This is a genomic window from Streptomyces sp. P9-A2 (assembly GCF_036634175.1).
Lineage (GTDB): Bacteria > Actinomycetota > Actinomycetes > Streptomycetales > Streptomycetaceae > Streptomyces > Streptomyces pratens.
In genome coordinates this window covers 466,786-486,052 of record NZ_JAZIFX010000001.1, presented here as the reverse complement: position 1 = coordinate 486,052, position 19,267 = coordinate 466,786, and the positions used below count along the sequence as shown (strand labels likewise).

The following is a 19,267-nucleotide window of genomic DNA, read 5'->3' as shown; positions in this document are numbered from 1 at the left end:
AAGCTAGGGCGGCCGGAATGGCCGTAGTGGATCACATCTTTCCGTTGCGCGACCCTACCGACCGCCTGCGGTACAGCCCTCGCCGATCGCTCACTCCACCCGCAGAGGCAACCCACGGGTTCGGCTCCCCGTCTCGATGTCCGAGAGGGCGTTCGATCCGGCACAGACCACCGGAACGGACCTGCGCTTGACCAGGGTTGAGGAGAGAGCCTTGATACGTGCCCGGAAGGCATGGGTTACCGCGCTAGCGGTGCTGACAGTGGCAGGGGTGGCGCCGACGGGGGCGTACGCCGCCCCGGCTCCGCCGGACAAGCCCAGCGGAGCAGTGACACCCGACGCCGGGGAGACGCTGCCGCCCGGCTGGCGCATCGCCGGTGAGGACGGGCGGAACCACCTGGAGTGGCGCGCCCCCGAGCCGGTCCCCATGGGCGACTCCCGCGTGGAATTCCGCGCCAACGGTGCGCTCGTGGGCGTACCCGAGCCGCAGGACGACGGCCGGGCCTTCCGTATCCCCCTCGACGAGGTCCGCACCGCAGACCTGGACGACCTCCAGGTCCAGGCGGCCGGGCGCAGGCTCGATGAAGCCCCGGGCGCGGGCGCGAGCCGCAAGGTGACGCCGCCGGCCCCGAAGCTCCCGCCCAAGCTCCCGGCGGGGACCGTCGACCCGGGCAAGGCCGGCACGTACGGCACCACCACCGGTGAGTACAGCCTCGCCTCCGTCAAGCTCCCGGGCCTCCCCGAGCCGGTCGAGATGCGCGGGGTCGTCGTCGCCCCGAAGAACGCCCCCGGCAAGCGTCCGATCGCGCTCTTCCTGCACGGTCGCCACTCCACCTGCTACGTGCCCGGCAAGGACGAGGAGACCTCCGGCAACTGGCCCTGCACCAAGGGCAGCAAGCCGATCCCCAGCCACCGGGGCTATCTGCGCGACCAGAAGCTCCTTGCCTCCCAGGGGTACATGACCGTCTCGATCTCCGCCAACGGCATCAACGGCCAGGACTGGAACGCCGAGGACGGCGGCGCGCAGGCCCGCTCCTCTCTGATCCGCAATCACCTCGGCCGCTGGGCCGACTGGGCCGCCAACCCCGCCTCCGCGCCCGCGGCGGTGCGCAAGGGCCCGAAGACCGACCTGTCCCGGGTGCTCCTCGTCGGGCACTCGCGCGGCGGCGAGGGCGTCAACCGCGCGGTGATGGACAGCCTGTACAAGCCGCCGGCCGCCCAGGACGGCTACCGGTCCAGGGCCCGTTGGAACATCCGCGGCACGGTCCACATCGGCCCCACCCTCTTCGGCCACAACCCGGTGCCCGACGTCCCCTCGCTCACGATCCTGCCCGGCTGCGACGGTGACGTCTCCGACCTCCAGGGCCAGGTGTTCACGGACGGCACCCGGGGTGTCAGCCGGGGCAAGGCCCTGCACAGCTCGGTCTACATGATCGGCGCCAACCACAACTACTTCAACAGCGAGTGGACCCCGGGCCAGGCCGAGGCCCCGGCCTACGACGACTTCTGGCACGAGCCCGAGTCGCCGGACCCGCTCTGCTCGCCCGGCGCCGCCGGGCGGCTCTCCGCCAACCAGCAGCACAAGGCGGGCGCGACCTACATCGCCGCCGCCGCACGGCTGTTCGTCGGCGGTGACGACCGCGTACGCCAGCTCGTCGACGGCACCGGCCGCCGCGCTCCCTCCGCCGACCCCGCCCGGGTGCTGACCCACGCGGTCGGCGGCAACCGTGGCGCAGGCTTCCTCCCCGACGCCCCGCAGGGCCCGCTGAAGGTCAGCGGCGCCCGTCTGTGCGACGCCGTCGCCTCCGGCCGCTCCGCCTGCATGGGCGAGAAGGACCCCGGCTCCTCGCCGCACTTCGCGCACTGGCGCCCCGAGCACGAGGACGGGCGCCGCGCGGTCGCCCTGGACTGGAAGAAGCCGGGCACGACCGCCCGCCTCACCCCGCAGAAACCGGTCTCGGTCAAGGGCGCGGGAAGCCTCGCGCTGCGCGTCGCCGTACCCCCGAACACCAGCGGCACCCGCTTCGACGTCAGCGTCAGGGACGCCAAGGGCAAGCGGGCCGTGCTGGGCAGCGTCCGTATCGACGGGCTGCCGGGAACCGACCGCACCGCCTCGTACTGGGCGCAGGAGCTCCGCGTCCCGCTCACCGCCGCGACCCGCGCCAAGCTGAACCTCAGCAAGATCGCCTCCCTCGAAGTGACCCCCAAGTCCCGCTCCGGCAAGGCATGGCTGATGGACGCCTGGTCGTGGAAGCCGGGCACGCCCGCGGTGAAGACCACGCCGCTCACCCGCGTCGACATCGGCCGCCTCACGGTCAAGGAGGGCGACTCCGGCTTCCGTACGTACCAGGTGCCCGTCCGCATCACCGGCAAGAACGCGGGCGCGGTCCGGCTGTACGTCATCGACCCGGACACCGGCAGGTCGACCGGCCGACTGGTCAAGGTCGGCCCCGACACCGCCGGGATCAAGGTCAAGGTGAAGGTCGAGGGCAACAAGCGCTACGGCTGGGACAAGCCCCACGACATCGCGGTCAAGGCCGTCCAGGGCACAGTCGTCGGCGCGGACGCCGGCGGTGTCACCGCCGCGAACGACGATCCGATGCCGAAGGTGACCATCGAGCCGGTGAACGCCGATGTCACCGAGGGCACGCCACTGACGTGGCGGATCTCCCTCTCGGAGAAGGCGGACATCGAGATTTGGGCCGTGGCCCAGCTGGTCCCCGTCACCGGCGGCCGCCCGGAGCTGTCCACGGCCGACGTCGACCAGGAGTGGCTGTCCCAGCTCGTGGAGGAGATCCCGAACCCGGCGGTCCCGCTCTCGCAGGTCCCGTACGGGACGCTGTGGACGGCGATCGAGGCGGGCGAAGAATCGACAGAGCTGACCGTCCCGACCATCCGCGACCAGGTGAAGGAAGGGGCCGAGTACGTGCGCTTCCAGGTGACGGACGACGAGGAGGCGCCGCTGGGCCCGCCGTTCGAGGGCACGGTCCGCGACGCGCCGTAGTCCGCACGGTGCTATTCCTCGCTGCTGCCGCCGCTGTCCGGGCGCCCGACGGGGCGAGCGCTCCCGGTGTCCACTTCGCCGCGGATGTGCTCGACTCCGCGGGGGTCACCGGGGAGCCTGCTGCTGACGATGCGGCGGAGCCGAAGGTGCTGTGAGCACCCGTCGGTGTGCCCCAGACCCATGCACAGGTCGGGGGCACACCGACGGCTGAACGGACCACGGACCAGCCTGCATCCGGCCCGCCACCGGGCGACCCGAGGAAGCTCGTCCGCTACGGCCAGGCCACATCGCTCAGGCCGTGTTTCAGGTAGCGGGTAGGTCTTGGGCGGATAGTTCTTCCGCCAGTTCCATACAGCGCAGGCGGGCTGGGGAGAAGTCGTAGGGCATCTTGCCGGTGGCTTCGAACACGCTCATGGAGTCAGCCTCCCGCCTGCCCGAGCCGAGATCGGCCTCGCCCTCGCCCTCGCCGTCACCGGCGGTGGCAGGGTGCAACGTGTCCCAGGCGTCGAAGAGGGCATCGTCGTCCTCACCCAAGCCGGACTCCTCGATGACGGCCTGCAGGGCGCTTTCGAAGGCGTGCCGCTCGACGGCAACTTGAGCCACCCGTGGATCATCGACGGCGACACTGTCATCGAGTGCCTCCTCGGCGTCATCGATGCGGTCGGCTTCCTCCCGCAGAGTGGGATGCGTGGCCAGGACGACGAAGCGGGTGGCCTGGACGGCCGCGCCGAGCGGGCCGAAGATCCGCTCAGTGACCAGCAGACTGTCCAGGTCCGCCTGCCGCAGGGAGCCCTCGGGCAGGCTCTTGAGGCGTGCGGTGACGAAGTCGGAGAGCAGGCCCATCCGGCTGCCTTCGGCCCGCATCCGCTGCACGGCGGTCCGTTGCCGCCGCGCTTCCGCCTCCTGCTCGGCGAGGGTTTCCTCCAACCGCTCCAGGATGCCCGCGATACCTTCTCCGCTGTCCGCACCGGCGGAAACCGTGCCGGTGGTGAAGGCGTCACGGATGTCGTCCAGGGCGATCCCGGCGTCGGCCATCTTGCGAATCCACAACAAGCGGATCATGTCCTCGTACCCGTAGCGGCGGCGGTCATCGCCGCCCCGCTCAGGCTCGGGGAGGAGGCCGATCTCGTGGTAATGGCGAATCGCCCGTGGCGTGCTGCCGACGAAGGCCGCCGCGTCACCGATCTTGACCTGACGGGGTGGCATGAACGACGAATGCATGAGCAGGGACCTTTCCTCAAGGCAACGAGACGTAGGTCCACCGGACCACATGCCGCTACGGAAGATGCAACCCCATGGACACCGCGCCGCGCCAATACTCTGCCCCTTGGTGATGTGACGCGCCGTTCGGATGTTGGCCCGGACGGCGCGGTGTTCGCCAGGCTGTGCTGGTTGGCTGAGTGAGTACACGTCCGCGAGATCGATGACGACGAGAGGCAGCGTCTGCTGCGGATCATCCGCCGGGGCACCGGGTCGGTGGTGAGCCGGCGGCGGGCCCAGATGGTGTTGCTGCCCGACAGGGCATGCCCGTGGCGAAGATCGTCGGAGTGACGTCCACCAGCGCGGACCGGGTCCGGGACGTGATCCACAACCTCAACATCGAAGGCTTGGCTTCCTCTCCCCGAAGTGCAAGGTGGGTCGGCCCAAGGTGCTCACCCTGCCTGAGCGGCGGAAGATCAAGAAGATCGCCAAGTCCAGGCCGGCCGAGCAGGGCCTGCCGTTCTCGACCGGAGCCTGGCCGAGCTGGCCGACCTTCCGGTCACCGAGGGGGTGGTCGACGACCTCAGCCACGAGAGCCTTCGGGTCCTGCTCGACACCTCTCGCCGCACCTGCCCACGAGGAAGGACAGCCGGGTCAGCGACTGGGCCGCGGCCGGCAACGTCGAGTTCGCCTACACGCCGACCAACAGTTCCTGGCTCAACCACATCTAGGCCAGTCCCTGCGCTCCTTCACGCTGGACGGCACCGACCATGCCAGCCACTAGGGTCTGTTGTGAAAGTGGATCTTGTTCGTTGATGATCGTGTCCTGTGGGACGTGGGGATCTGACGAACGGCCAGTGGGCCCGGCTCGAGCCTCTGCTGCCGACGGGCATCAAGCCGGGTCGGCCGCAGGTGTGGACGCGGCGGCAGCTGATAGACGGCATACGGTGGCGGACCCGAACCGGTGCTCCCTGACGGGATGTGCCGGAACGATACGGGCCCTGGGACCGGGTCTATGACCTGTTCCGGCGCTGGCAGCGGGACGGCACCTGGGCAAGGATCCTCACCCAGCTCCAGGCCGAGGCGGATGCGAAGGGCCTGATCACCTGGGACGTCAACGTCGACTCCACTGTCTGCCGGGCCCACCAGCACGCCGCCGGAGCGGCGAAAAAGTGCCCCTATGGTTTTCGTCAAGTGGTAGCGATCTTGGGTGGTTCGTAGAAGGTGCCGTCCCGGAGCATGGCAAAGAGGACGTCGATGCGACGTCGGGCGAGGCAGACGATCGCGGCGACGTGGTGTTTTCCCTCCCGTCGTTTCCTGTCGTAGTAGGCGCGTGAGTCGGGTTGGGACAGCGAGGCGAACGCGGCAAGGTAGAAGGCTCGCTTGAGCTGTTTGTTGCCTCGCCGGGCCGGCCGCTCGCCACGTATGGAGGAGCCGGAACGGCGGGTAGCCGGTGCCAGGCCGGCGTAGGCGGCCAGGTGGCCCGCAGTGGCGAAGCCGCTGCCGTCGGAAGATTTCAAGTCCAGTGAGACGGTCGTGATGCTATGAGGTTTGTGGTGCGGGTTCGCGGCGCTTGGACGGGTCGTTGATCCAGGCCGTCTGGGGTATCTCGGGTGGTCGGGGGCGGCGGCCGAAGCGTTCGGGGTGGCGGGCGTATGCCTCGGCGAGGGTGACCGCGCGCTGGTCGCGGACCTCCTCGGCGGTCCCGAAGTGGACGGAGGCGGGTGTGTGCCAGCCGATGCCCGAGTGCCGGTGCTCGTGGTTGTAGTACGCGATGAAGGCGTCGAACCATTCGCGGGCGTGGGCCAGCGAGTCGAACCGTTCGGGATAGTCCGACATGTACTTCGTGGTCTTGAACTGGGCCTCGCTGTAGGGGTTGTCGTTGGAGACCTTCGGCCGCGAGTGCGACCTTGTCACCCCGAGGTCGATCAGCAGCTGGGAGACCTTCTTGCTCGTCATCGAGGTGCCGCGGTCGGCGTGCACGGTCTCGGGCACGATCCCGTTGCGGACGATGGTCTCGCGGATCAACTCCTCGGCCCGTTCGGCCGATTCAGCGGCCTCGACGGTGTGGCCGACGATGTAGCGGCTGAAGATGTCGATGATGACGTAGGCGTGATACCAGATGCCCTTTGCCGGTCCGGCCGCCTTGGTGATGTCCCAGGTGAACACCTGCGACGGGGCGGTGGCCACCAGCTCGGGCACCGCCTGGGCGGGGTGGGTGGCCTGTCTTCGGCGCTCGCCGGACTGGCCCTTCTCGCGCAGGATCCGGTACATCGTGGAGACCGAGCAGTGGTAGCGCCCGGCATCCAGCTCGCGGGCCCAGATCTGCGCGGGCGCCAGTTCGGCGTACTCGTCGCTGTTCATCAACTCCAGTACCGCAGACCGTTCTTCGGCCGTCAGGGCCGAGGGCTGGACCTGCGGCTTGCGGGGCCGGCGTGGTGGCGCCGGACGCAGCCGGCGGTAGTGGGTGGCCCGCGAGCGGCCGGTCAGCCGGCACGCCGCAGTCACACCCAGCACGCCCTCGACGCCGGTGAACGCGTCATCGGCCACCGGGGTGACGGCAGCGTTCAGTCCGCGCCCTCGGAGATCATTTCCAAGAGCGCGGAAGCTTTTCCCATAACCTCCAGCGCGGCCTTGTTCCGCGCCAGTTCCTTCTCCAGACGCTCCACCTGGCGGCGCAGTTTCTCGTTCTCCGCCTCGGCGGCAGACTTCTTCGGCCTCGCCGGGCCGGTACGCTGGTCGACCAGCTTCTCCAGAGCCCCGGCATCCCGCGCGGCCCGCCACTCCTTCACATGCGAGTGGTACAGCCGCTCGCGGCGCAGGACCGCGCCCTTCTCGTTCTGCGGGGCGGCGTCGTACTCGGCCACGATCCGCAGCTTGTACTCCGGGCTGAAAGTGCGGCGCTTCGGCCGGGGAGCCGGGTCGGATCCGGCGGACTTGCTGCTGGTCATGAGGGGGTGGTTCTCCTGTCGTGCCCTCTCAGGCTAACCCGCCGAAGCGGGACGTCTCACCCAAGGCTGACAGAGAGGGCGTCACCGACGTCGATAAGGATGCGGGCTGCGGTCCTGACCCCGATGCCGGGCATGGAGGTCAGGACCTGCGAAAGAGGGTGCGCCTCCAGCAGTTCCTCGATTCTGACGGCAAGGAGTTTGCGCTGGTCAAGCACGGCGGTGAGCGAGGCGGCCAGGCTGGGGACGATCAGCGCCGCAGCGTCGGTGCCGGGCACGAGGACGCTCTGCTCGTCGAGCGCGTCGAAGATGTCCGCGACGAGTCGATCCGCCAAGCGCGGTGCCCTGGGCTTCAGCATGGATACCAGCCGTCGCCTGTCGGCTTTCCGTAACTGTGCTGGTGAGCCGTAGCGTTCGAGGAGGAACAGGACTGCCGGGTGATCCAGGCGAGGACCCAGGACCCGCTCGAGTGAGGGATGGATCTGGGTCAGCAGCCCGCGCAGACGGTTCTTGGTGCGGGTGACCTCGCCGGCCAGGTCGTCGTCGAAGCCCACGAGCATGTTCAGCTCGGCGATGGTCTCGTCGTCCGGCGCCAGGTCGCGCAGAGTGTGCGGCATGGTGCGGGCGGCATCGGCGATGACCGCAGCGTCGCGGGCGTCGGTCTTCGACTTGCCGGGGTAGAGGTCGGCGATCCGCCGCATCGTCAGTCCCGGCAGATAAGCGACACGACAGCCGGCGTCGCGGGCAACGGCCAGCGGCAGGGCGCCGATCGAGGCTGGCTGGTCCACCACAACCAGCACTGTTCCGTGCCTGGCCTGCAGCTTCTCGAACAGCTCACGCAACCGCGGTTCACTGTTGGGCAGCGCCTTGTCGAACACTTTCTTGCCCGCTTGTGTCAGTGCGGTGCCGTGATGCTCACTCTTGCCGACGTCCAGACCGAGGTACACATCGATCTCACCCTTGTCGCTCACTTACCCCTCCCCAGCAGACACTCTTCCCGGCCTCGTCTGCGGCATCAGCGTGCCGGCATCCACGTTACGAAGGCCTGCTTTACCTCGACGAGCGCGGCGAGCGGTCATGCCCCTGATCAGCGGTCTGCCAATGCCTCCCGACCCGGTGACACCACTTTTTCGACCATGATCGACAAGGGGCTCAAGTCATGCCGGACCCGGAGACCGGGAACCCCATTGCGGGGCCACGAAAACGGTAACGGGGCGAACTCACCGGCTCGAGCCCCGTGGACCGGGGCAAGCCGGGTTCCAAGATGCACGTTCTGTCGGACGTGAACGGGCTGCCCCTCCTCGTCGGCCTCTCCGCCGCCAACACCCACGACAGCCAAGCGCTGAAGCCCATGATCGCCGGTCACCAAACGAGACACGACCCCTACCGCGGCCGGTACTTCAAGCCCCAGCGCCTGCATGCCGACAAGGCGTACGACGTCCCCCACCTGCGGAAATGGCTGCGAGGCAAGCGGATCGGCGTGCGCATCGCCCGCAAGGGCATCGAGTCCAGTGAACGGTTGGGGCGCCGCCGATGGGTCATCGAGCGGACCATGTCCTGGCTGACCGGCTACCGCCGGCTCAACCACCGCTACGAACGCCACCCCCGTAACTACCTGGCCTTTCCCGGCCTGGCCGCCGCGTTGTGCTGCTACAAGCGACTCGTCCGCCTCACCACATAGGACACGGTCTAACTGACGGACCCTGGATGGGAGTTACGCCACTCACCGTACAGAACCGTCAGTAACCAAGGGTGCCAACGATACGACAAGGGCGAAAATATAGCCGACGATCGCCGGTTAGGGAAACCGGCGATCGTCCGGATGCTTGTACCTCTGTTGGCCATATGAGGCCCACAAGCTCAGTGCAGGCATCGAACAGGAAGCGTCAGTGATGTGCGAAGGACACCCTGCTCCCCGGATCAGAGGAGACCAGACCTGGCAGGCGAGGGCGGCATGTGCCGTAGCCGCTGAGGCAATGAAGGACCCTGATCTTTTCTTCCCCGGAACGCTCGCGGATGAGCAGCGCCTCCACCTTGCCAAAGGGATCTGCTCGTCCTGTGCAGTCAGGGAGGCATGTCTTGAAGCTGCTTTGGAATGTGGCGACGCTGCCGGTATACGAGGTGGCCTGACGGAAGAGGAACGCAGAGCCATCCGGCATCGCTTCGAGCTGAGGTGTGATCCCGTCAGGGTTGCGGCAGCGCTGGCCGGGAGGGACGTGTATCTCACCCAGCCAGAGAGGCAAGAGTTGATCCGATGGGCTGCTGAGTCCAGGACGTCGATTCCACAACTGGCCAGGGTTCTCAAGGTTTCGGAGGCGCATGTGAAGAAGCTCCTCCGACAAGAGCGTCGTGCCAATGCCCGCTCGAGGGCTTCGAGCGCTGCGCAGGCTACGTGCGAGGTGACCTCAGTATGAGCCGAACCGATTCGATGCACGGAGCATGCGGCGAGCGGATGAGCCGGTATCTGGGAGTCGATGAAGCAGCGGCATACCTCGCCGTGAGTCGGCGCTGGATGTACCGGGAATCCAGGCGGCATGGGCTGCCGCGGTACTACTTCGGCGGAAAACTCAGGTTCAAGATCATTGATCTGGACAAGTGGGCCCAGCAGCAGAAGGTCACCTGAAGGGGGCCGGGAATCATCCCGGCCCCCTTCCGTTTTACAAACCCTCGTTCAGGAGCTTCGCGGCCCGTCCGATCGACGCCGGCATGAGATGCCGGTAGATCTTGAAGGTCATGTTGATGTTCCTGTGCCCCATCCATTCCGCCACGTCTGTAATGGGTATTCCCTTGGTCAGACAGTTCGAGGCGAAAAAATGACGCAAGGAGTAGGTAGTGAGCCTCCTGGTGACGCCCGCCCGCTTCTTGGCGGCGCCCCACTGGTATTCAAGTGTCGTGTGAGCCCAGTATGGAGAACGCTGGGTCCGGAGCAGGTATCCGTTTGCGTCGGTGCCGTGCTCCTTCTCGTAGCGGAGGAGGGACTCCCGCACGGCCCACGGCATCGGGGTTTCGCGGAACTCTCCGAACTTGCGGTGTTTCAACGGTGCCCGTCTTCGCATCTTTCCCTCGATTTGTTCGGTGATGCGGTAGACGTCGTCCGCGACCATCCGTTCCAGATTCGCGGCAAATGCTTCTCCGTTGCGGAGACCGCAGCCGGACATGAGATCGATGACGAGCCGTAGCCCGTCGCTGCTGGCGGACTTCAGCTCGTGTATCTCGTCCAGCGACGGGATATCAATCTTGCGGGGTGTGTACTCGGGCGGGATGACACCCTCGAACGGGTCCTCGGTGATCCCGCCGCGACGGCGTGCGTCGAGAAGGATCTTTTTGAGGGTGTCGAAGGCGTTCTGTTGGGCGGCCAGTCCGACGGAACGTTCCTCCATCGACATGATGAAGTCGTCGACGACCGTCGCCGTGAACGTTTTCATCCGCCGTGACTCGAGCACCGGGAGAATCTGGCTGTTGAGGACCTGCCTGACCGCGCGGACACTGCCAGGGGCGTAGTGACGTTGCCTGGTGAGCCAGGTGGAGGAGTATTCCCCGAAGCGCTGCTTTCCGATCTCACGTTTGAGGTCGGCCTGGGCGCGTGGAGTACTCCGCTTCTCTTTGTAGACCTTGGTCAGTCGGTCCAGTGCCGCCTGTTGTGTCGCATGCCCCGTCTCCTCGCGCTGGCAGCCGGAAGCGTCCCGGTAGCGAATGGAATAGGGGTGAGAGCAACGGTTCTGGCGGACGCAGGCGCAGCTCTTGAAGAAGCTGCCCATTCCGCGTACGAGCTGGGGCGCCAAGTACAGGTCTCCTGACTCATGCTGGGAGTTTGCTGACCATGGGCCTCTCAGCATGGGTCTGACCTGCGGCCGCGCCAAACTACGAGACGTTGATCAACATCTTCACGGGTACCTCCTAGAGGGCTTGGCAGGTGGGTCTTCGACCTGCGTTTTTGCTGGTCAGAGCAGGTAGGGGAAGTTCTCGGTCCTGGCGGTCCGTAGCGGCCGGAAGCGGGCTGTGGCGGTACTGATGCTGACTTAAAGCTGACTTTGGTGACGGGCCGTCAGATCTGCTGGGTGGTTGGTTGCGGGCCGGCTGAAGTCCTCTTGTCTGAATTATTGACCTTGCGGGAGCGAAGGTCACGTACACGGGCGCCCAGGTGCGCCCAGAAGGTGGGACGGTCTGCAGCCTTCGCCGTGCGGCGGGCCGGCATAAGGGCGGGGCATGCGTGGCCGAGACGCGGCGGTGACGGGGAGGGGCTCTGTCGTGAAGTCCAGGAAGGGAACGCTCGAATCTCTCGGTGACCTGGTGTGCGGAAACCTCGGCTCCGACGATCCCGACAGCTCATCGGAACCGAAGTGCTTCCCTTACCGAACCAGCACGTATACCACCGAGTTCTTCGCCGAGCTCGGCACGGACTGGGTGCACGACGGCTCGCGCCGGCACCGTTGGATGGCCGACGTCCTTGAAGCGATGCCGGCCGAGCCGCACGGCGGTCCTGCTCAGCCCCCGGAGCCCTTCTGCAGGCTCATCGACTACCTGATGAGTCCTGCTGACGCCCTCAACGAGGGGCCGAACCGGCCGAACGCGCTACGCCGGCTCAATCATGTACTCGTCCGGGACCTGCAGGAATGAAGATGGACCTGGGAAGCCGGCAGTGCCTTGGCCCACGACTGGGCCGGATCTTGGATTCGGGGGAACCACGCGGGCTTGTCTGTTGCCGAAGGTGAGGCCGCCGGAGAGTGCCGGCCAGGCGTCACGCCTACTTGGAGATCAGCGGGCTCCTCATCGGCAGACGATGACTTGCCAGCCAGTGCGGGACCTGCGCGGGATCCAATCCTGGAGGATTTCGTCGTGAAGTTGTCCACCTAGGGGCGCGGACCTGCGACGATGCGGTCAGAAGCGTAGCTGACCTGCGTGGATGAGTCTTTCAGCGTCTTTCGGCATCATGCCGTGTTGCGCAGTCGATCCTCCCCACGCGCTCCCCAGCAGGGCAGATTCTCTCCAGGTTCTCCCCAGAGAGTGCCATTGCCGAAGACCCCGCTGAGCCCGGAGTCAGCACTGTAGTGAGAACGCTCAGTGACTGCTATAGGAGGACGCTGAGGAGACGTTCACGACGGAGACCAAAAACGGAACACCCTCACGCAGGTGGGGAGGACGCCACGGCCACGGCCTCCAGCTCCGCCGTTGTCATGGCTGAGGCAGGGCGGAGTGCGTTGTGCATAGGGTCGGCTCGTTCGGCACGCTCACCGGAGTAAGGAGAGGGGGAGCAGGGTCCACATCGAGGGCTCCCTTCACCCTCATGCGCCGTTCAGCGGCGGGCCTTGCAGGCTGGACCCGATGGGCCGTGAGGGTGCCGTTGCGGGCTTGAGGGCCGGTGCCGTCGAGTGCAGGGGCCCCGAGTGGCGCACCATAGTAGGGGGCGAGCACGGCATGGGGTGTCTGGCAGGAGTTCGCCGGTGGCACGTGGACGGTTGCGGATCTACCTCGGGGCCGCCCCCGGGGTCGGGAAGACGTATGCGATGCTCGTGGAGGGGCAGCGGCTGCGGTCGCTGGGCGCGGATGTCGTCGTGGGCTTCGTCGAGCCCCATGGGCGTCGGCCGACCGCTGCCATGGCTGACGGGCTGGAGACGATCCCCCGGTGCACTCTGATCCATCGTGGTGCGGCCTTCACCGAGATGGATCTCGACGCGGTGCTGGCCCGCCGTCCTCAGGTCGTGCTGGTCGACGAGCTGGCCCACAGCAACGTTCCGGGGGCCCGCACCGCCAAGCGGTGGCAGGACGTCGAGGAGTGCCTGGACGCCGGCATCGATGTCGTCACCACGCTCAACGTCCAGCACCTGGAATCCCTCAATGACGTGATCCGGCAGATCACCGGGGTCAGGCAGCGGGAGACTCTGCCCGACGAGGTGGCGCGCCATGCCGACCAGATCGAACTGGTGGACCTGCCGCCCGAGGTGCTGCGTCGCCGCATGGTGCATGGCGACATCTACCCACCGGACCGCATCGAATCCGCCCTCACCCACTACTTCAGGGTCGGCAACCTCACCGCACTGCGCGAACTGGCCCTGTTGTGGCTCGCCGACCGAGTGGAGGAGGGTCTGCAGCGCTACCGCGCCGAACACGGCATCTCTGCCCCCTGGGAGACCCGGGAGCGGATCCTGGTGGCCCTGAGCGGTGGTGCGGAGGGCGAGACCCTCATCAGGCGCGCAGCGCGGATCAGCGCTCGTACCCCCGGCGCCGAATTGCTGGCACTCCATGTTGTCCCGGAGGATGGGCTCACCGGCATCGATCCGGCGGTGCTGGATGCCCAGCGCCTGCTTCTGGAGTCGCTCGGCGGCAGCTACCACCAGACCACGGGCGGGGACGTTGTCGATGCCATGCTCCAGTTCGCCGAGGCGGAGAACGTCACTCAGATCGTGCTGGGCGCGAGCCGGCGCGGCCGTCTCGCCTCCTTCCTGAGAGCAGGCGCGGGCGAGCGGACGATCAAGGGGTCCGGCCGCATCGACGTGCACATCGTCACGCATGAGGAGGCGGCCGACTCGGCTGCGCTCAGGCTTTCGCATCCCATTCTCGGCATGGGCCCACGGCGGTACTGGTCCGCGCTGGCCGGCACCGTGGTGCTGCTGCCCCTGCTGACGCTCCTGCTGATCGCCCTGCGGGACCACCTCGGTCTCTCCAGCGACCTGGTGGTCTTTCTCCTCGCCGTCGTGGTGGTCGCCCTGGTCGGTGGGCTCTACCCCGCTCTGTTCGCCGCCGTCGCGGCGGCGCTGCTCGCCGATTACTACTTCACCGCACCGGTGCATTCGCTGGCCGTGGAGCGCGCCGACGAGGTCACTGCTCTCGTGGTCTTCGTCGCCACGGCGGCTCTCGTCGGCACTGCTGCGGGAGCGGCTGCGCAACGTACGCACCAGGCCGTGCGCGTGACATCGGAGGCGCGGGTGCTGAGCCGCCTGGCTGCCGCCGTAATGCGTGGCCAGGACCTGCCGGCGCTGCTCGAGCAGATCCGGGAGTCTTTCGGCCTGGTCTCGATCAGCCTGCTGGAGAGAAATTCGGAAGCATCTTTCGTGCCCCGCTGGTACGTGGTCGCCAGCTCCGGGGAACGGCCGCCGGAAGGACCGGGTGAGGCGGATGTGGAGAGCCCGGTCGACGACCGTCTCACGCTCGTCGCCCGCGGCTCGGCACTGAGCATGGAGGACCGTCGCGTTCTCGCCGCATGCGCCGCCGAGCTGGGGCCGGCTCATGCCAGGGGGCGGATCGCCGGGCCTTCCAGTGGCACGGACCTTCTCGCCGACGCCGAGCGCACCCGGGCATCTCTGCTTCTGGCGGCGGGCCGGGACTTGCGTGCTCCGCTGCACACTGCCGAGGAGTCGCTCCTGCGCTTGGGGCGTCGGCGTGTCGGCGAGCCGGCTCCGGAAGAGGCACAGCTTTTGGATACTGCCCGCGCGGCCGTGCACCGCGCGGCGCAGTTGGTCACCGATCTCGATGACCTGAGCCGTCTGCATGCCGGAGCCCTCGATCTGTATCTCCGCCCGGTCGACCTCAACGAGGCGCTGGGCGCCGCCCTGGACGACCTCGGGCCCGGGGGCCACCCGATCGTTCTGCGCCTGCCGGAACAACTGCCCGACGTGATCGCCGACGCTGCCCTCCTCACCCGCGCCCTGACCGCCCTCGGGGCCGACGCGCTGCGGCACAGCCTGCCGGACCGGCCCCCCGTCTTCACCGCCGAGGTCCGCGGCGACCGCCTGGAGATCCGGGTGGAGGACGGGATGCCGGGGCGGGGCCCGGAACCGGACATCACCGCCACCCGGGCATCGGGGAGCAGGGGTGACAGTCTGGCTCTGCGACTGTCACGCGACCTGGCCGAGGCCATGGACGGGTCCCTGGAGACGGCCGCCGAGGGGGCCGCCTTCTCGGTGACGCTCACACTGCCGAGCGCCGCGCCCGGCGGCAACGCGACATCCGGCCGCGCCGAGTGAATCCCCGCGGTCGACCGTCACCCGATCGGCCCGCGGAGCGTCAGCGTACTCACAAAGGAAGCTGATATAGCGTCAGAAATGACTCATCTCCATACCGACCGGGAGGGCCGAACAGTCCCGCCCCTGATGACTCTGCGGGGTGCCTGGCACATGTCCGACGTCGCGTTCATCGGCCTCACCGTTGTGGTGTTCGCCCTCATCGGGCTGGCTGCCAAGGGGGTCGGGCGTCTGTGAGCCTGGAAAACATCGTTGGTCTGATCGTTGCCGTGTGCCTCGTGATCTATCTGGTCGTCTGCCTGGTCTTCCCCGAGAGGTTCTAGGAGACAGCCCCGATGAACGACACCCTCGCGGGCTGGCTCCAGGTGCTCGCCCTGGTGGCCGCGCTCGGTCTTTCGTATCGGCCGCTGGGTGATTACACGGCCCGGGTCCTGACCACCGATCGCCATGGGCGGGCTGAACACCTGGTCTACCGGGCAGGCGGAGTGAACGCCGGCATCGATCAGACGTGGCCGGCCTATCTGCGCAGCCTCCTGGCCTTCTCCGCGGTGTCGGTACTGTTCCTGTACGCGTTCCTGCGTCTGCAGAACCATCTCCCGCTGTCGCTGGGGATGAAGCCGGTCACCACGGACCAGTCCTTCAACACCGCGGCATCCTTCGTCACCAACACCAACTGGCAGTCGTACTCCGGCGAGTCGACCATGGGGCATCTGGTCCAGATGGCGGGCCTCGCCGTACAGAACTTCGTCTCCGCTGCCGTGGGCATCGCCGTCGTCGCCGCACTGATCCGCGGATTCACCAGGAAGAAGACCGATCAAGTCGGGAACTTCTGGGTGGACCTGACACGGATCGTGCTGCGCGTTCTGCTGCCCTGTGCGTTCGTTTTCGCGATCGTTCTGGTGGCCTCCGGGGTCGTCCAGAATTTCCACGGATTCCACGACATCACCACCATCGCGGGCGGGCAGCAGCGCCTGCCCGGCGGGCCGGTCGCCTCCCAGGAGGCCATCAAACAGCTGGGAACCAACGGCGGTGGTTTCTACAACGCGAACTCCGCACACCCCTTCGAGAACCCCAACGCCTTGACCAATCTGATCCAGATCTACCTCATGCTGGTCATCGCGTTCTCGCTGCCGCGGACTTTCGGGACGATGGTCGGCGACAACCGCCAGGGCTACGCGATCGTCGCCGTGATGGCGTTGATCTGGGGTGCCTCGGTCGCCATCGTGACCGCCAACGAGCTGCACAGCGTCAGCAGCGCGGCCGGTCACGCGGCCGGCGCCATGACGGAGGGCAAGGAGACACGGTTCGGGATCTGGGCCTCGGCGCTGTTCGCCGTGTCCACCACCCTCACGTCGTGCGGAGCGGTCAACTCCTTCCACGACTCTTACACGCCGGGCGGCGGCGGAATGCTGATCTTCAACATGATGCTGGGGGAGATCGCGCCCGGCGGCACCGGTTCCGGGCTCTACGGGATCCTGATCCTCGCGCTCATCACGGTCTTCGTCGCCGGCCTGATGGTCGGCCGTACGCCCGAGTACCTGGGCAAGAAACTCCGGGGCCGGGAGATGAAGTTCGCTTCGCTCTACATCCTGACCACACCGGCGCTCGCGCTGACCGGCGCAGGCCTGGCGATGGCGTTCCCGGGTGAGAGAGCCGCCATGCTCAACTCCGGGCCACACGGCTTCTCCGAGGTCCTGTACGCCTTCGCGTCGGCCGCGAACAACAACGGCTCGGCGTTCGCGGGGCTGAGCGTGAACACCGTCTGGTACAACACCGCGCTCGGCGTGGTGATGCTCGTCGGCCGGTTCCTGCCGATGGTGTTCGTCCTGGCACTCGCCGGCTCGCTCGCCGGGCAGCAGCACGTTCCGGTCACCGCGGGCACCCTGCCCACGCACCGGCCGCAGTTCGTCGGGCTGTTGACCGGGGTCATCCTCATCGTCGTCGGCCTGACGTACTTCCCCGCCCTCGCGCTCGGCCCTCTCGCGGAGGGTCTGCACTGATGACCACGACCGCCGCTCCCGCTCCCGTCCCGCCGCGCGGCGGGCGTCCGCAGCAACGGATCTCGGGCGGACTGCTCGATCCCAAGCAGCTTCTGGTGGCGTTTCCCGATGCGCTGCGCAAGCTGGATCCGCGCTCGATGTTCCACAACCCCGTGATGTTCGTGGTGGAGGTCGGAGCGGTCCTGACCATGCTGTCGGCCATCAGGACACCCAGTGTCTTCGCCTGGGTGATCACGGCGTGGCTCTGGCTGACGTCCCTCTTCGCCAATCTCGCCGAAGCCGTGGCCGAGGGACGAGGCAAGGCCCAGGCGGAGACTCTGCGCCGCACCAAGACGATGGCGACGGCCCGCCGTCTCATCGACTGGAGGCCGGGCGCGACCGGCACCGCGGAGGAGGAGGTCCCGGGCGTCGCCCTCCGCGTGGGCGATCACGTCGTCGTCGAGGCCGGGCAGATCATCCCCGGCGACGGGGATGTGGTCGAGGGCATCGCGAGCGTCGACGAGTCGGCCATCACGGGCGAGTCGGCGCCGGTGATCCGCGAGTCGGGCGGAGACCGGTCGGCCGTCACGGGCGGCACGAAGGTGCTCTCGGACCGGATCGTCGTGAAGATCACCTCAAAGCCGGGGGAGACCTTCATCGACCGGATGATCGCACTCGTGGAAGGCGCCGCGCGGCAGAAGACGCCGAACGAGATCGCACTCAACATCCTGCTGGCCTCCCTCACGATCGTCTTCCTGATCGCGGTGGTGACCCTGCAGCCCTTCGCCCTCTTCGCGGGGGCCGAGCAGACCATCGTCATCCTCGTCGCCCTCGTCGTGGCCTTGATCCCCACGACGATCGGAGCGTTGCTGTCGGCGATCGGCATCGCGGGCATGGACCGGCTGGTGCAGCGCAACGTGCTGGCGATGTCCGGACGCGCGGTGGAGGCCGCGGGCGACGTCAACACCCTCCTGCTCGACAAGACGGGCACCATCACCCTCGGCAACCGCCAGGCCGCCGAGTTCCTGCCCGTGGACGGGGTGGGCGTCGAGGAACTCGCGGACGCCTCCCAGCTGTCGTCGATCGCCGACGAGACGCCCGAGGGCCGCTCGATCGTCGTCCTCGCCAAGCAGCAGCACGCGCTACGCGGCCGTAGTGAAGGAGAACTGGCCCAGGCACAGTTCGTCCCCTTCACCGCGCAGAGCCGGATGAGCGGTGTCGACCTCAACGACCCTCACGAGAACCGATCCCTGCGCAAGGGGGCGGCAACGGCAGTGATGCGCTGGGTCCGTGACCACGGCGGTCACCCCACGGCAGAGGTCGGTGACATCGTCGATGGCATCTCCGCAAGCGGCGGCACCCCGCTGGTCGTCGGCGAGGTGACCCGGCACGGCGGCCCACCCGTCGCCCGCGTCCTGGGCGTCATCCACCTCAAGGACGTCGTCAAGGAAGGCATGCGCGAACGCTTCCACGAACTGCGCCGGATGGGCATCCGCACCATCATGATCACCGGCGACAACCCGCTCACCGCCCGCGCCATCGCCCAGGAGGCGGGCGTGGACGACTTCCTCGCCGAGGCCACCCCCGAGGACAAGATGGCCCTGATCCGGCGCGAACAGCAGAGCGGCAAGCTGGTCGCGATGACCGGCGACGGCACGAACGACGCCCCGGCGCTCGCCCAGGCAGATGTCGGCGTGGCCATGAACACCGGTACCTCGGCCGCCAAGGAGGCCGGGAACATGGTGGACCTGGACTCCAACCCGACCAAGCTCATCGAGATCGTCGAGATCGGCAAACAACTGCTGATCACCCGTGGCGCGCTCACGACCTTCTCGATCGCCAACGACGTCGCGAAGTACTTCGCGATCATCCCGGCGATGTTCGCGAGTGTCTACCCCGGCCTGGACAAGCTCAACATCATGCGCCTGCACAGCCCGACCTCGGCGATCACCTCCGCGATCGTCTTCAACGCGCTGATCATCATCGCCCTGATCCCGCTCGCTCTGCGCGGCGTGCGCTACCGGCCCTCCTCCGCCGCGAACCTGCTCAGCCGCAACATCTGGATGTACGGGCTCGGCGGCCTGGTGCTGCCGTTCCTGGGCATCAAACTGCTCGACCTCTTCATCCAGTTCATCCCCGGCCTGCGCTGACAGACAGCCCGACTAGAGAAGAAAGGGATCT

Annotated in this window: 13 protein-coding genes and 5 pseudogenes; 12 read left to right on the top strand and 6 right to left on the bottom strand. The window is 67.5% G+C overall.

Annotated elements, in window-relative coordinates; translation table 11 throughout:
* The first annotated feature begins 211 nt into the window (after nt 1–211).
* Complete coding sequence (locus tag V4Y04_RS02155; RefSeq protein ID WP_332425427.1) at nt 212–3,001, top strand: hypothetical protein; 2,790 nt, start codon at nt 212–214, stop codon at nt 2,999–3,001.
* Nucleotides 3,002–3,304: 303 nt separating this feature from the next.
* Here the strand turns inward: V4Y04_RS02155 and V4Y04_RS02150 are convergent, their stop codons facing one another.
* Entirely contained in the window at nt 3,305–4,222 is a 918-nt protein-coding gene (locus V4Y04_RS02150) for a MerR family transcriptional regulator (protein WP_332425426.1), read from the bottom strand.
* Between the two features lie 198 nt (nt 4,223–4,420).
* On the opposite strand from V4Y04_RS02150, the pseudogene V4Y04_RS02145 reads away from it, so the two are divergent.
* Nucleotides 4,421–4,814 (top strand): annotated as a pseudogene (locus V4Y04_RS02145) (helix-turn-helix domain-containing protein); the annotation flags it as partial.
* A 215-nt stretch (nt 4,815–5,029) separates the two neighbouring features.
* Nucleotides 5,030–5,374, top strand: a pseudogene (locus tag V4Y04_RS02140) (transposase); the annotation flags it as partial.
* A gap of 17 nt (nt 5,375–5,391) precedes the next feature.
* Here V4Y04_RS02140 and V4Y04_RS02135 read toward each other — a convergent pair.
* The 4 genes and pseudogenes from V4Y04_RS02135 to V4Y04_RS02120 form a co-directional block, all read right to left on the bottom strand.
* Nucleotides 5,392–5,706 (bottom strand): annotated as a pseudogene (locus V4Y04_RS02135) (transposase); the annotation flags it as partial.
* Nucleotides 5,707–5,743: 37 nt separating this feature from the next.
* The gene (locus tag V4Y04_RS02130; RefSeq protein WP_443080163.1) at nt 5,744–6,709 is read right to left on the bottom strand and encodes an IS3 family transposase; all 966 of its coding nucleotides are present in this window, start codon (nt 6,707–6,709) and stop codon (nt 5,744–5,746) included.
* Between the two features lie 59 nt (nt 6,710–6,768).
* Nucleotides 6,769–7,152 (bottom strand): transposase, encoded by a 384-nt coding sequence (locus V4Y04_RS02125; RefSeq protein WP_109383656.1) that lies wholly within the window; start codon nt 7,150–7,152, stop codon nt 6,769–6,771.
* 80 nt (nt 7,153–7,232) lie between these two features.
* Nucleotides 7,233–8,120: pseudogene (locus V4Y04_RS02120) on the bottom strand (IS110 family transposase); the annotation flags it as partial.
* Between the two features lie 242 nt (nt 8,121–8,362).
* Here V4Y04_RS02120 and V4Y04_RS02115 point away from each other — a divergent pair.
* The 3 genes and pseudogenes from V4Y04_RS02115 to V4Y04_RS02110 form a co-directional block, all read left to right on the top strand.
* Nucleotides 8,363–8,830, top strand: a pseudogene (locus V4Y04_RS02115) (IS5 family transposase); the annotation flags it as partial.
* 211 nt (nt 8,831–9,041) lie between these two features.
* Entirely contained in the window at nt 9,042–9,563 is a 522-nt protein-coding gene (locus tag V4Y04_RS37635) for a WhiB family transcriptional regulator (protein WP_443079933.1), read from the top strand.
* Nucleotides 9,560–9,772 (top strand): helix-turn-helix domain-containing protein, encoded by a 213-nt coding sequence (locus V4Y04_RS02110; RefSeq protein ID WP_326751187.1) that lies wholly within the window; start codon nt 9,560–9,562, stop codon nt 9,770–9,772. The genes V4Y04_RS37635 and V4Y04_RS02110 overlap by 4 nt, the downstream gene beginning before the upstream one ends.
* 34 nt (nt 9,773–9,806) lie before the next feature.
* Here the strand turns inward: V4Y04_RS02110 and V4Y04_RS02105 are convergent, their stop codons facing one another.
* On the bottom strand, nt 9,807–10,907 hold the full coding sequence (locus V4Y04_RS02105) for a tyrosine-type recombinase/integrase (RefSeq protein WP_055606369.1): 1,101 nt from the start codon (nt 10,905–10,907) through the stop codon (nt 9,807–9,809).
* A 490-nt stretch (nt 10,908–11,397) separates the two neighbouring features.
* On the opposite strand from V4Y04_RS02105, the gene V4Y04_RS02100 reads away from it, so the two are divergent.
* The 6 genes from V4Y04_RS02100 to kdpB all read left to right on the top strand — a co-directional run bounded on the left by V4Y04_RS02100 (nt 11,398) and on the right by kdpB (nt 19,236).
* On the top strand, nt 11,398–11,766 hold the full coding sequence (locus tag V4Y04_RS02100; protein WP_332425418.1) for a hypothetical protein: 369 nt from the start codon (nt 11,398–11,400) through the stop codon (nt 11,764–11,766).
* An 824-nt stretch (nt 11,767–12,590) separates the two neighbouring features.
* Nucleotides 12,591–15,110: a sensor histidine kinase gene (locus V4Y04_RS02095; RefSeq protein ID WP_332425416.1), complete on the top strand. Its 2,520-nt coding sequence runs from the start codon at nt 12,591–12,593 to the stop codon at nt 15,108–15,110.
* A gap of 78 nt (nt 15,111–15,188) precedes the next feature.
* Nucleotides 15,189–15,344, top strand: coding sequence for a hypothetical protein (locus tag V4Y04_RS02090; protein WP_332425414.1), 156 nt, complete (start codon nt 15,189–15,191; stop codon nt 15,342–15,344).
* A complete protein-coding gene (gene kdpF / locus V4Y04_RS02085) occupies nt 15,341–15,430 on the top strand; it encodes a K(+)-transporting ATPase subunit F (RefSeq protein WP_332425412.1) in 90 nt (29 codons plus the stop codon). The genes V4Y04_RS02090 and kdpF overlap by 4 nt, the downstream gene beginning before the upstream one ends.
* Before the next feature lie 12 nt (nt 15,431–15,442).
* Nucleotides 15,443–17,107: a potassium-transporting ATPase subunit KdpA gene (gene kdpA, locus V4Y04_RS02080; protein WP_332425411.1), complete on the top strand. Its 1,665-nt coding sequence runs from the start codon at nt 15,443–15,445 to the stop codon at nt 17,105–17,107.
* Nucleotides 17,107–19,236 (top strand): potassium-transporting ATPase subunit KdpB, encoded by a 2,130-nt coding sequence (gene kdpB, locus V4Y04_RS02075; RefSeq protein WP_332425410.1) that lies wholly within the window; start codon nt 17,107–17,109, stop codon nt 19,234–19,236. The genes kdpA and kdpB overlap by 1 nt, the downstream gene beginning before the upstream one ends.
* Nucleotides 19,237–19,267: the final 31 nt, after the last annotated feature.